A 13,022-nucleotide genomic window follows, 5' to 3' on the forward strand; every position below is an offset into this window, starting at 1 on the left:
CCAGCCCTCCCCCGACCCGGTGCCCGGGGTCAGGCCTGGGTGCTGAAGACCGAGGACAGCACGAGCCCGGCGCCCCCGAGCAGCGTGATCTGATCCGGGTCCTCCGCGAAGAACACCGTCGGCGGCTGTCCGCGCTCGGGTGCCAGCCGGGTGACCCAGGTCTGCAGGGCCGTGCGCAGCGCCTCGCCGCCCGTGCAGGCGTCGCCGTGCATGATGTAGTGCCCTGGCGCGAGGATCTGCTCGTTGTTCGCGATGCCGATCGCGAGATTGCGGGCGTACAGGTCGAGCAGCGCCGCGGCGTCGTCCGAGCCGTCCGCCACGAGGGCGGCGAGGCTGCGGGAGTCGAGGGTGTCGGCGTGCGGGAGGCCGTCGGCCGCGGCCCGGTCGCGCAGCCAGCCCAGCGTGGCGACCGTCTCCCAGCAGCCGCGCCGTCCGCACCGGCACTCGTCGCCGTCGAGCTGCACGATGGTGTGGCCGGACTCGCCCCCGGCACCGTTCTCGCCGCGGAGCACCTCGCCGCCGTGCACGATCCCGAAGCCCAGCGCCTCACCGGTGTACACGGATGCGAAGTCCTGGATCTCCCGCCCCAGCCCGAACCACCGGTCGCCCAGTGCCTGGACGCGCGGGTGGTGGTCGACGAGGGTGGTGGCGCCGAAGCGCTTCTCCAGCAGCGCGACGACCGGGAGCCCGTTGAGCCCAGGGGTGAGGTGCATCGAGATGACGCTGCCCGTGCTGGTGTCGACCATGCCCGCCGCGGCGACGCCGATGCCGACGAGGGCTTCTCCCGCGAAGCAGCCGTCGGTCACCTGGTGCAGGCACGCGGTGATCTCGTCGGTCGACGCGTCGCGGCTATACGCCGCGTGGTGCATCTCGTGGATCGTGCCGTCGAAAGCGATGCGGGCGGCCACGACGAAGTCGGGGGAGAGGTGCACGGCGCCGAGCCACGGGCCGTCGCCGCGGAACCAGAGCGGTCGGGCCGGCTTGCCTCCGGCCTCGGACGGCGCGACGGGGTCGCCTTCGACGAGGGTGGCGGAGTCGAGCAGGGGCTGCAGGATCGTGGCGATCGTGGCTCGGTTCACGCCGAGCGAGCGGGCCAGTTGCGCGCGGCTGGAGGGGCCGAGGCGGTGCAGGGTCTCCAGCACGCGGCGGCGGTTCGCGGCTCCGATCGCGCTCGTGGTGATGAGCGGACGGCGCGAGCTCTGGTCGGAGAACACCAGGTCGGCCTGCGGTTTGCCTGACGGTGCCATGGCACCTGCCTTTCCGGTCGCGACGGGTGGCGGCGATGGCTCCGTCTGCGGATCAGTTTACAAGGAAGAATGTATGGTTTAGTGTCATACATACCTCGCGGCGCGCGGGCATCCATGACGAAGCGGGGTAGGCAGTGAACCACAGCAGGTCGGCACGAGTCGGAGTCATCGGCGGCGGGATCCGCGGCGGCATGTTCGCCAGAGCGCTGCAGGAGAACCCCCAGTCCGAGCTCGTCGCGATCTGCGACCGCAGCCCCGGCGTGCTGTCCGCGATGGGCGCGCAGCTGGGCGTTCCGGGCTATGCGAGCACCGAGGAGCTGCTCGCCGCCCACCCCGACCTCGACGGCGTCGTGATCGCGACCCCCGACTTCGCCCACCGCGAGGCGGCGGTGCTCTGCGCCCAGGCCGGTCTCGACCTGATGATCGAGAAGCCGCTGGCCACCGAGGTCGACGACGCGCGGGCGATCCTCGAAGCCGCCGACGCCGCCGGGGTGCGCGTCATGGTCGGCTTCGAGAACCGCTGGAACGTGCGGTACTCGGCGGTGCGCACCCGTCTCGGCGCCGACGGAGACCCGAGGATCAGCGCCCAGATCATCAACCTCAACGACACGATCTTCGTGCCGACCGAGATGCTGTCGTGGTCCTCGAAGAGCTCGCCCGCGTGGTTCCTCATGCCGCACTCGCTCGACCTCGCGTGCTGGATCGGCCGCACGCACCCGGTATCGGTGTATGCGGTCGGCGCGCGCGACCGCCTCACCGAGGCCGGCATCGACACGTGGGACCGCGTCAACGCCGTGTTCACGATGGCCGACGGCTCGCACGTCGCGCTCAACTCGTCGTGGGTGCTGCCCGAGTCGATGCCGTCGGTGTTCGACTTCCGCTACGAGATCCAGTCCGCCGGTCAGGTCGTGCACATCGACGGCGCCGACGACGGTGTGATCGTCTACGACGCGCAGCGCGGGCAGCTCGTGCAGTCGGCCGTGCATGAGCGCGCCGGCCGCATCCACGGGGTGCCCATCGACATGGTCGGCGACTTCGTCCGCCTCCTCCGCGGGGAGCCCGTCGACGTGCCGGACGCCCGCGACGGCCTCCTCATCACCGCCGCGATCGAGGCGGTGCACACCGCCCTCGAGACCGGCGACGTCGTCTCCATCTCCGTCTGACCCCGCTTCACCTGCACCACCGCGAGACCCGAAACCACGCGACACCCGTCCGGAACTGCACGAAGGAGCAAGGAAATGAACGCATCACCGTCGATGAGCCGGGGCTTCTCCCGGCGTCAGATCTTCCAGCTCGGTGGCCTCGCCGTCGGGGCCATGGCCCTGGCGAGCTGCACCCCCGGAGGCGGAGGGCAGCAGAGCACCGGACCGCTCACGGCCGGTTCCGGGAAGCCCTCCGGCCAGATCAGCATCCTCGACGACAACACCAACGGCATCTTCAAGGACTGGGCCATCGCCGAGTTCGAGAAGCAGACCGGCATCAAGGTGGTCACCTACCAGCAGGGCAACTTCAACGACCTGCACGACAAGATGGCCACGATGTTCGCGGCGCAGGACTCGTCGTTCGACGTCGTGATGACGTGGGCCGGCTGGTCGGCCGAGTTCGGGCAGGCCGGATGGCTGGAGGAGCTCGACCCCTCCGCCGTGCCGGACGACCTCATCCAGCCGGCGCTCGACGCGGTGTCGTGGCGGGGCAAGGTGTACGGCCTGCCGAAGTTCGTCAGCGCGCAGACCATGTTCTGGAACAAGGACCTGTTCGCGGGGGCCGGGCTCGACCCCGAGACGGGCCCGGCGAACTGGGACGAGTTCGTCGCGGCGGCCAAGGCCCTCACCGGCGGCGGGCAGTACGGCTACGCGTGCGACATGGGCAACCCCGCCGGCGCGTACCAGAACTTCCTGCGCGCGCTGCTGCTCAACGGCGGGGAGTTCTACGACGCCGACTACAAGCCCACCTTCGCGAGTGACGCGGGCGTCGAGGCGCTGTCGAAGATGGTCGAGCTGCTGCAGGTGCACAAGGTGATGGACCCCTCCTCGCTGCAGATAACCAACGCGTCCGACCTCGCCGACCTCTTCGCCCGCGGCAGCACCGGCATGGTGTTCAACTGGCCGTTCCAGTACGCGGTCGCCACGGCCGCCGGCGCCGCGACCTCGGCCGCGACGGTGGGCAACGGCCTGCTCCCCGGCATGTCGGTGCGGTCGGCGTCGATCGACGGCTCCGAGGGCTTCGCGATCAGCAAGTTCTCGAAGAATAAGGAAGCGGCCCTGGCGTGGCTGCAGTTCGTCACCACCGGGAAGGTGCAGACCGACATCGTCGAGAAGGAGGGCTGGTTCCCCGTCTCGCAGACGGTGCTGGCCGAGCCCGCCGCGCGGGAGGCGCTGCCCATCCTGTCCACCTACGAGCAGTCCACCGAGTACGTCACCAAGCGCTACGGCACGCCCTGGTCGAACGAGCTCGACCAGGCGCTCTCCGTGCAGCTCATCAACGCCATGAACGGCAAGACCTCCCCCAAGGAGGCGCTGGAGTCGGCGCAGAAGACGGCGGAGGACCTCGTGAAGAAGTACCTGAAGTAGGGATCGGGGAATGGGCGTCAACCTCCTGGAGAGGAGCCGCCGGCGGGATCTGCGTTTCGGCCTCCTGCTGATCGCGCCGGCGGTGCTGATCATCGCGATGCTGCTCGGCTACCCGATGGGCTACGCCGTGTTCATGTCGTTCCACCAGTGGAACGACAAGCTGGGCATGGAGCACCCCTTCATCGGGCTGGAGAACTACGGGCAGCTGCTGACCGACCCCGCGGTGCACCGGGCGATGGAGCGCACGGCGTACTTCTCGGTGATCACCGTGATCGGCGGGGTCGCGCTGGCCGTGGCGATTGCGGTGCTGCTGAACCGGGAGTTCCGCGGACGCACGCTCGCCCGGGTGCTGCTGCTCGTGCCGTGGGCCGTGCCGCCCGTGGTGAACGGCATCATGTGGAAGCTGATCTTCGACGGCAGCACCGGCATCGCCAACACGATCCTGCGCGGACTCGGTCTCACGGAGGAGAACGTGCAGTGGCTGTCCGACCCCGCGCTCGCGATGAACATCCTGGTGTTCGCGGAGATGTGGAAGCTGCTGCCGTTCCTGTGCCTGCTGATGCTCGCGGCGCTGCAGGGCATCCCGTCGAACCTGTACCGGGCGGCGGCGATCGACGGCGCGGGACCGTGGCGGGCCTTCTGGCGCATCACCCTGCCCAACATGCGCGGCGCCCTGATGTTCGCGCTGATCGTGCAGTCGATGTGGTCGCTCAAGGTGTTCGACACCATCTACGTGCTCACGGGCGGCTCCGGCGGCCCGGCCGAGGGCACCACCACCATCAACTTCCTCGCGTACCTGGTGAACTTCAGCAACCTGGACCGCGGCTACGGCTCGGCGATGGCGGTCGGGATCATGATCCTCGTGCTCGTGGTGGCCGTGTTCTGGATCCTGCTGTTCGGCGGGTTCCGTCGCAAGAGGGGAGAGGCGCATGCCTGACCTGACCACCACCGCCCTCGTCACCACCGCCCGCCCGCGCGGGCGCCGGGTGTCGCGACGCGGACGCCGCCGCCTCACGGCCGTCGTGTGCGCGGTGCTGCTCGTGCTCGTGATGGCGTTCTTCCTGGCGCCGTTCCTGTGGATGTTCGTGTTCAGCGTGTATCCGTCGAGCGCGCTGCAGGGCCGCACCCCCGACCTGTCGCCGTCCCTGCTGACCGTGGAGTCCTACGTGCGCCTGCTGTCGGACGGCAGCTTCCTCACCCCGATGGCGAACTCCGCGATCGTCGGCATCTCCACCACGATCATCTGCATGACCGTGGGCGCGGCCTGCGCCTACGCGATCGCCCGCTTCAAGTTCCGCGGTCGCCAGCCCCTGCTGCTGAGCATGATGACCGTGCAGGCGATCCCCGTGATCGTGCTCGCGGTGCCCCTGTTCATCCTGCTGCGCTCGGTCGGCCTCTACGACCAGCTGCTCGGGCTGATCGCGACGTACACGGCGTTCATCCTGCCGCTCGTGATCTGGATGCTGGTCGGGTTCTTCGAGGACATCCCGCCGAGCCTGGAACGCGCCGCCCGCATCGACGGGTGCAACCGGTTCCAGATCATGTACCGGATCGCCTTCCCGCTCGCCGCGCCCGGCATGGCGGCGACCGCGATCCTGGCGTTCATCACCAGCTGGAGCGACTTCTTCCTGGCGAAGGTGCTGACGTCGAACAACGCCGTGACCCTGCCGGTGAAGACCGCGGCGTTCCAGGGGCTGTTCGCGATGGACTACACGTCCGCGGCGACGGCGGGAGTGATCACGGCCATCCCGGTCCTGATCCTCACCCTCGTGGCACAGAAATGGATCATCCGCGGTATGACCGAGGGTGCGGTGAAAGGCTGATCATGGCACAGATCGAACTGGTGGGCGTCGAGAAGTCGTACGGACGCCCGAGGCGCGGGCACGAGGCCCGCAAGGCGGTCTTCGACCTCAGCTACGTGATCGAGGACGGGCACTTCGTCTCGCTGCTCGGTCCCTCCGGCTGCGGCAAGACCACCACGCTCAACATGATCGCCGGACTGGAGGACATCTCGGGCGGGGAGATCCTCATCGACGGGCGGCGGGTCGACGACCTCGACCCCGACAAGCGCGACCTGGCGTTCGTGTTCCAGGACTACGCGCTGTATCCGCACATGAGCGTCTACGAGAACATCGCGTTCGGGCTGCGCATGCGCAAGGTCGCCAAGGACGAGATCGACCGCCGGGTGCGCGACGCCGCCCGACGGCTCGACATCGCCCACGTGCTCGACGTGAAGCCCAAGAGCCTGTCGGGTGGACAGCGGCAGCGCGTCGCCCTCGCCCGCGCCATCGCCCGGCGCCCCGCGGTGTTCCTGTTCGACGAGCCGCTGTCGAACCTCGACGCGCTGCTGCGCGACCAGACCCGCAGCGAGCTCAAGGTGCTGCACCGCGAGCTCGGCGCGACCAGCGTCTACGTCACGCACGACCAGGAGGAGGCCATGACGCTCTCCGACCGGATCGCCGTGATGAGCCGCGGACGGCTGGAGCAGTACGGCAGCCCGTACGAGGTGTACCACGAGCCGGCGACCGAGTTCGTGGCGTCGTTCGTGGGCAAGCCGCGCATGAACCTGTTCACGGCGAAGCGGGGCGAGCGCGGCAGGCACGTGCTCCCCGGCACCGCGTTCGGCGTGGAGTCGGGCGTGCTGCCCGACGAGATCCGCGTCGGCCTGCGCCCCGAGGAGTGCGACCTGCGGCGCCCCCTGGCCGGCGAGCAGCCGCACGGCACCGTCGTCGCGGTGGAACCGCTCGGCAACGTCTCCGACGTGCACCTCACGATCGGCGACGTCGAGTTCCTCGTGCGCGTGCCCGGGTTCGGCTCCTACGGTGTCGGCGACGCGGTGGTGGTCGACCTGACCCGCGCACGTCTGCACTGCTTCGACCCCGGGACCGGCAGGCGCCTCGCCGTGTCGTGAGCCGGTTCCTCGCGCGGGTTCCGCGGACTCCCGCGTTCCGGTTCAGCGGGTTCACAGGGTTAGGGTGGATGGTCGGCGGCCGCCGGGTCGCCCCATCCGAACCTCCGAGGAGCACTCGACGTGAGCCGAAATCCATCCTCCACGGCGCGCCGCCTGCGCCGCTTCGCCCGGACGGCGACCGCGTCCGCGCTCGCCGCGCTCGTCGCCGCCGGGGCGCTCCTCGCCGGAGCCGCGCCCGCCGCGGCCGAGGGCGAGACCTACGTGATCGGCACCGACACCACGTTCGCCCCGTTCGAGTTCACGGACGCGAACGGCGAGCTCGTCGGCATCGACATGGACCTGCTGCGCGCGATCGCGAAGGACCAGGGCTTCGAGGTCGAGATCCGCCAGCTGGGCTTCGACGCCGCCGTGCAGGCCCTCCAGTCCAACCAGGTCGACGCGGTGATGGCCGGCATGTCGATCACCGAGGAGCGCCAGCAGACGTTCGACTTCAGCGATCCGTACTTCACCAGCGGGGTGCAGCTGGGGGTGCTGGAGTCCAGCGACATCGAGTCGCTCGACGACCTCGACGGCAAGGCGGTCGCGGTCAAGACCGGCACGCAGGGCCAGACCTTCGCCGAGGAGAACCAGGAGAAGTACGGCTTCCGCATCACGCCGTACCAGGACACGACCGACATGGTCGACGCTGTGAAGGCCGGGCAGGCGGTCGGCTACTTCGAGGACTTCCCGGTGCTCGCGTACGGCATCCAGCAGGGGTCGGGCTTCCGGCTGATCGGCGACCCGGAGCTCGGCGGCGAGTACGGCTTCGCGGTCAACAAGGGGCAGAACGCCGAGCTGCTGGAGATGTTCAACGCGGGGCTCGCGAACCTCCAGGACTCGGGCGAGTACGACGAGATCGTCGACACGTACCTCGCCTCGGGTGAGGGCGAGCCGAGCGCGCAGCCCACCGACATCATCTCGGTGGCGGTGAAGTACTGGCCCGCGCTCATGCAGGGTCTGTGGCTCACGATCCTCGCCACGATCGTCGCGGTGGTCGCGGCCTTCATCCTCGGCATCATCTTCGGCTTCGGGCGCATCTCGAAGTTCGCGCCGTTCCGCTGGGTCGCCACGGCCTACGTGTACGTGTTCCGCGGCACCCCGATCCTGATCCAGGCGTTCTTCGTCTTCTTCGCGATCCCGCAGCTGATCCCCGACCTGAAGTTCGACCCGTTCGTGGCCGGCGCGATCACCCTGTCGCTCAACACCGGTGCGTACATGACCGAGATCATCCGCGGCGGCATCCAGGCGGTCGACCCCGGTCAGGCCGAGGCCTCGCGTTCGCTGGGCCTGAGCCACTGGAAGACGATGCGCAAGGTCGTGCTGCCGCAGGCGTTCCGCATCATGATCCCCTCGTTCGTGAACCAGGGCATCATCACCCTCAAGGACACCTCGCTCATCAGCGTGATCGGCCTCGCGGAGCTGACCTTCGTGTCGCGCCAGATCATCGCCTCCACCTACCTGTCGGCGCAGGTGCTCACTATCGTCGCCATCATCTACTTCGTCGTGATCACGCTGCTGACGCTGCTCGCGAACCGCCTGGAGAGGACGCTCAACGCATGAGCAAGATCGACGTCAGGAACCTGCACAAGTCGTTCGGCGACAACGAGGTCCTGAAGGGCATCGACCTCACGGTCGACGACGGCGAGGTCGTCGCGGTGATCGGGCCCTCCGGCTCGGGCAAGTCCACGCTGCTGCGCTGCCTCAACAAGCTCGAGGAGCCGACCTCGGGGCACGTCGTCATCGACGGGGTCGACCTCACCGACAAGAGCGTCAAGCTCGACGAGGTGCGCCAGCGCATCGGCATGGTCTTCCAGCACTTCAACCTGTTCCCGCACATGACCGTGCTGGAGAACATCACCCTCGCGCCGGTCGAGCTCGGCCGCATGACCAAGGCCCAGGCGCGCGAGCGGGCGCTATCGCTGCTGGAGCGCGTGGGACTGTCGGAGAAGGCGGACGCCAAGCCCGCCTCGCTCTCCGGCGGCCAGAAGCAGCGGGTCGCCATCGCCCGTGCGCTCGCGATGGACCCCGAGATCATGCTGTTCGACGAGGCCACCAGCGCGCTCGACCCGGAGATGGTCGGCGAAGTGCTGCAGGTGATCCGCGACCTGGCCGAGGGCGGCATGACCATGGTGCTGGTCACGCACGAGATGGGTTTCGCGCGCGAGGTGTCCGACCGCACGGTGTTCATGGACGGCGGTGTCGTGGTCGAGGAGGCTGCGCCGGCCGAGCTGTTCGGCTCCCCCAAGAACGAGCGCCTGCAGGACTTCCTGTCGAAGGTGCTCTGACCGTACGCATCCGCGTCGTTCCGCGGAAGGAGCGGGCTACTCGCGGACGGGTGCGGGGTGGCGACGGATGGTCGCGCTGACCAGCGCCGCGACGGCGCAGAGGCCGGCCGCGGCGAACCACGCGACCGTGTACTGACCGGTGTGGTCGCGCACGAGCCCCGCGAGGATCGAGGCGATGCCCGCACCGATCTGATGGGCGGCGAACACCCAGCCGAACACCAGCGGGCCGCGGTCGCCGAACACCTCGCGGCACAGCGCGATCGTCGGCGGCACCGTGGCGACCCAGTCGAGGCCGTAGATCACGATGAACACGATGATGCTGGGCTGCACCTCGGCCGACAGCAGGCTGGGCAGGAACAGCAGGCTCACCCCGCGCAGGGCGTAGTACGCGGCGAGCAGGATGCGCGGGTTGACGCGGTCGGTCAGCCAGCCGGAGAACACGGTGCCCGCGATGTCGAAGATCCCGACCACGGCCAGGAGTCCGGCGGCGGTCGTGGTCGGCATGCCGTGGTCGTGCGCGCTGGGGATGAAGTGCGTGCCGATCAGGCCGTTGGTGGTCGCGCCGCAGATCGCGAAGCCGATCGCGAGGGCCCAGAACGTCTTGGTGCGGGCGGCCTCGCGGAGCGTGCGGATGGCGAGGGCGGCGGCACCCCAGGCGTTGCCCCGGGGCAGGGGTGCCGGTGGGGAGGCGGGCGCGGGCTCGCCGTACCGTCCGACGCCGAGGTCGCTCGGGCGGTTGCGCACGAAGATCCACACCAGGGGCGCGACCGCGAGCGCGCCGCCCGCGATGATGAACGACGCCCCTCGCCAGCCGATGTCCGCCGCCGCGGCCGCGATGACCGGGAGGAAGATCAGCTGTCCGGTGGCGCTGCCCGCGGTGAGCACGCCGGACACGAGACCGCGGCGCGTCGCGAACCAGGTGTCGGTGATGGTCGCGGCGAACACGAGCGCCATCGACCCGGTGCCGAGTCCGATCAGCACGCCCCACGTGAGGATGAGCTGCGCGGGGGTGGCGACGAGCACGCTCAGCGCGGCGCCCGCACCGATCACGAACAGGGCGGTGACGGTGACCGCGCGGATGCCGAACCGTTGCATGAGCGCGGCCGCGAAGGGGGCAATCAGCCCGTACAGCAGCAGGTTGACGGAGACCGCGAGCGACAGCTCGGCCGTCGTCCAGCCGAACTCCTCCTCCAGCGGCACCATGAGCACGCCCGGCGCCGCCCGGAACCCCGCGGCGCCGATCAGGGCGATGAGGGCGACGAGCGCGACCGTCCAGGCGGGGTGGAGGCGGCGACGGCGTGCGGGTGGGTCCTGTACGGGCTCGTCGACGGACTCGGCGGTCATGCGTTCGCCCCGGTGTGCAGCGCGAACGGCTCGCCGCCCATGCTGCGCCGGGCCCACCGGGTGCTGTGCGCGTCGAGCGGGGCGCCGCAGTGTGCGCACCAGTCCACGGAGACGGCGGTGTCACCGCAGCGCGCGCACGAGACCTCGAGCCCCCAGGGGCCGTCCGGGTCGGTCGTGCGGCTGAAGCGGGCGTACGCGTGGAGGATGGGCAGCGTCGCGAGTCCGGCATCGGTCAGGCGGTAGCCGCTGCGAGCCTCGCTCGGGTCTTCGCGGGTCAGGAGCCCGGCGTCGTGCATGGCGGTGAGCCGGCGCGACAGCACGGAGTCGGCGGCACCCGTGGCCGCGCGCAGCTCGTCGAAGCGGGTGCGGCCGGAGAACAGTTCGCGCAGCAGGAGCAGGACCCAGGGGTCGGCGAGCACGTCGGCCGAGCGGGCGATCGGGCACGTCGCGGACGACCAGTCGGAACGGAGGGGCATGCCGTCACTTTCTTGAAGAAAGTCAGCGGTGTCAAGCCGGTCCCCGCAGAACGGCAGGATTCGCGCGACCCCTGTCGCGAACGCTCCCTCCCGCCGGGCCGCGCGCTACTCGGCGACGCGGGCGGCGATGTCGCTGCGGAAGTGCGCGCCCTCGAGTCGGATGCGCCCGATCGCGTCGTATGCGCGGTCGCGCGCCGTGCGGAAGTCCGGGGCGACGGCGACCACGTTCAGCACGCGGCCGCCCGTGGCGATGAGGGAGCCTCCGGGCGCGTCGGGGCTCGCGGTCGCGGCGTGCACCAGGCGCACACCCTCGACCTCGGCCGCCGCGTCCAGGCCCTCGATCGGACGGCCGGTCTGCGGCGACTCCGGGTAGCCCTCGCTCGCGAGCACCACGGTGATGGCGGCGTCGTCACGGAACTCCGGCTCCGGCTGATCCTCGAGCGTGCCCGAGGCCGCGGCGAACAGCAACTGCGACAGCGGGGTCTGCAGCCGCGGCAGCACGACCTGCGTCTCGGGGTCGCCGAAGCGCGCGTTGAACTCGATCACCCGCACGCCGTTCGGGGTGAGGATGAGCCCGGCGTACAGCAGCCCGATGAACGGCGTGCCCTCCGCGTCGAGCTGCCGGACCACGGGGAGCGCCACGTCGCGCGTGACCTCCTCGACGAAGGCCTGCTCGCTGCCGAACTGCTCCGCGAGCCACGGCAGCGGGGAGTACGCGCCCATGCCGCCCGTGTTGGGGCCGGCGTCGCCGTCGAACGCCCGCTTGAAGTCCTGCGCGGGGCTGAGCGCCCGCACGGTGTCGCCGTCGCTCAGGAAGAACAGCGACACCTCGGGACCGGACAGGAACTCCTCCACGAGCACGGGCCCGGCGGGAAGGTACTGCGCGGCGTGCGCGAGCGCCTCGGCGCGGTCGTCCGTCACGATCACGCCCTTGCCCGCGGCGAGCCCGTCGGCCTTGACCACGTACGGGGCGCCCAGGTCGTCGAACGCGGCCTCGACCTCAGCGGTCGTCGCGGCACGCACGGCCCGCCCGGTCGGCACGCCCGCGGCGTCCATGACCCGCTTGGCGAACGACTTCGACCCCTCCAGCTGCGCCGCGGCCCTGCCCGGTCCGAACACGGGGATGCCGCGCTCGCGGAGCTCGTCGGCGACACCGGCGACCAGCGGCGCCTCCGGCCCGATCACGACGAGGTCGACCGCGTGCTCGTTCGCGAACGCCGTGACCGCTGCCGCGTCGAGCGGGTCGACCGACACGGGCGTCGCGTCGTGCGCGATGCCGGCGTTGCCCGGGGCGACGACGATCTCGTGCTCCACCTCCTCTGCGCGGAGGGCGAGGATGATCGCGTGCTCACGGGCACCGGAACCGAGGACGAGGATCTTCACCCGTCCAGCCTACCGAGGCCGGTACGACGGGTTTCGGCCGTCCGCGCGTCACAGCTCGATGGGCCGCTCCACGGTCGCATCCCACGGGACCGTCCAGCCGGTGGCGTCGAACAGGGCATCGAGCACCATGGCCGTGAACCCCCACACGATGGTGCCGTCCACGTCGAACGCCGGGCCGCGGAACGTGCGGCCCATCCGCGACAGCGTCGAGGTGAACCGGGTCGCGGGGTCGAGCAGCTGGGCCACCGGCACGCGGAACACCTCGACGGTCTCCGCATGATCGACGGCGACGACCCGCGACGGCGACTGCCACCACGCGAGCACGGGCGTGACGAGGTGGTTGCTCGCGGCGAGCGGGATGACCGGGAGGGTCGACAGCACCTCGACCCCCGCGGGGTCGAGTCCCGTCTCCTCCTCGGCCTCGCGCAGCGCGGTGGCCACGGCATCCGCGTCGGTCGGCTCGACGCGACCACCGGGGAACGACACCTGCCCGGGGTGGGACGACAGCGTGGGGGCGCGGCGCTGCAGCAGCACATCGAGGTCGCGCGAGACGGCGGCGTCGGCGGCGGGGGCCGGGGTGCGGTCGAGCACGCCGAACAGGATGAGCACGGCGGCGTCGTGCGCGGTGCGCGGGTCGGCGAGCGGCGGGATCGGCACGCCCCAGGTGTGATCCGTGGCGGCGGCGAGCAGCTCGGCGCGCGCGCCCTGGGGGTGCATGCTCATACCCCGAGCTTAGGCCGCGGCCGGGTGCGGGGGCCGCGGTTCTA

12 protein-coding genes are annotated in these 13,022 nt (G+C 70.5%); 7 read left to right on the forward strand and 5 right to left on the reverse strand.

The window, feature by feature from the left end; genetic code table 11:
* Positions 1–29: 29 nt before the first annotated feature.
* The gene (locus ACWGQ1_RS15145) at positions 30–1,247 is read right to left on the reverse strand and encodes an ROK family protein (protein WP_136045569.1); all 1,218 of its coding nucleotides are present in this window, start codon (positions 1,245–1,247) and stop codon (positions 30–32) included.
* Positions 1,248–1,381: 134 nt separating this feature from the next.
* On the opposite strand from ACWGQ1_RS15145, the gene ACWGQ1_RS15150 reads away from it, so the two are divergent.
* The 7 genes from ACWGQ1_RS15150 (at position 1,382) to ACWGQ1_RS15180 (ending at position 9,052) form a co-directional block, all read left to right on the forward strand.
* Entirely contained in the window at positions 1,382–2,410 is a 1,029-nt protein-coding gene (locus ACWGQ1_RS15150) for a Gfo/Idh/MocA family oxidoreductase (protein ID WP_452313237.1), read from the forward strand.
* A gap of 75 nt (positions 2,411–2,485) precedes the next feature.
* The gene (locus tag ACWGQ1_RS15155; protein ID WP_136037312.1) at positions 2,486–3,817 is read left to right on the forward strand and encodes a sugar ABC transporter substrate-binding protein; all 1,332 of its coding nucleotides are present in this window, start codon (positions 2,486–2,488) and stop codon (positions 3,815–3,817) included.
* A gap of 10 nt (positions 3,818–3,827) precedes the next feature.
* Complete coding sequence (locus ACWGQ1_RS15160; RefSeq protein ID WP_136037311.1) at positions 3,828–4,754, forward strand: carbohydrate ABC transporter permease; 927 nt, start codon at positions 3,828–3,830, stop codon at positions 4,752–4,754.
* On the forward strand, positions 4,747–5,640 hold the full coding sequence (locus ACWGQ1_RS15165; protein ID WP_136037310.1) for a carbohydrate ABC transporter permease: 894 nt from the start codon (positions 4,747–4,749) through the stop codon (positions 5,638–5,640). Before ACWGQ1_RS15160 ends, ACWGQ1_RS15165 begins: the two co-directional genes overlap by 8 nt.
* A 2-nt stretch (positions 5,641–5,642) precedes the next feature.
* Positions 5,643–6,728 (forward strand): ABC transporter ATP-binding protein, encoded by a 1,086-nt coding sequence (locus ACWGQ1_RS15170; RefSeq protein WP_136037309.1) that lies wholly within the window; start codon positions 5,643–5,645, stop codon positions 6,726–6,728.
* Between the two features lie 120 nt (positions 6,729–6,848).
* Positions 6,849–8,327, forward strand: coding sequence for an amino acid ABC transporter substrate-binding protein/permease (locus tag ACWGQ1_RS15175; protein WP_136032827.1), 1,479 nt, complete (start codon positions 6,849–6,851; stop codon positions 8,325–8,327).
* The gene (locus ACWGQ1_RS15180; protein ID WP_136032829.1) at positions 8,324–9,052 is read left to right on the forward strand and encodes an amino acid ABC transporter ATP-binding protein; all 729 of its coding nucleotides are present in this window, start codon (positions 8,324–8,326) and stop codon (positions 9,050–9,052) included. Before ACWGQ1_RS15175 ends, ACWGQ1_RS15180 begins: the two co-directional genes overlap by 4 nt.
* A gap of 36 nt (positions 9,053–9,088) precedes the next feature.
* Here the strand turns inward: ACWGQ1_RS15180 and ACWGQ1_RS15185 are convergent, their stop codons facing one another.
* The 4 genes from ACWGQ1_RS15185 to ACWGQ1_RS15200 all read right to left on the reverse strand — a co-directional run bounded on the left by ACWGQ1_RS15185 (position 9,089) and on the right by ACWGQ1_RS15200 (position 12,978).
* Entirely contained in the window at positions 9,089–10,396 is a 1,308-nt protein-coding gene (locus tag ACWGQ1_RS15185) for an MFS transporter (protein ID WP_452313238.1), read from the reverse strand.
* Positions 10,393–10,872, reverse strand: a complete 480-nt coding sequence (locus ACWGQ1_RS15190; protein WP_452313239.1) for a winged helix-turn-helix transcriptional regulator — start codon at positions 10,870–10,872, stop codon at positions 10,393–10,395. Before ACWGQ1_RS15190 ends, ACWGQ1_RS15185 begins: the two co-directional genes overlap by 4 nt.
* 105 nt (positions 10,873–10,977) lie before the next feature.
* Positions 10,978–12,255: a phosphoribosylamine--glycine ligase gene (gene purD, locus ACWGQ1_RS15195; protein WP_136037307.1), complete on the reverse strand. Its 1,278-nt coding sequence runs from the start codon at positions 12,253–12,255 to the stop codon at positions 10,978–10,980.
* A gap of 48 nt (positions 12,256–12,303) precedes the next feature.
* A complete protein-coding gene (locus tag ACWGQ1_RS15200; protein WP_136037306.1) occupies positions 12,304–12,978 on the reverse strand; it encodes an NUDIX hydrolase in 675 nt (224 codons plus the stop codon).
* Positions 12,979–13,022: the final 44 nt, after the last annotated feature.

The sequence above is a fragment of the Microbacterium sp. NPDC055599 genome (genome assembly GCF_053618975.1).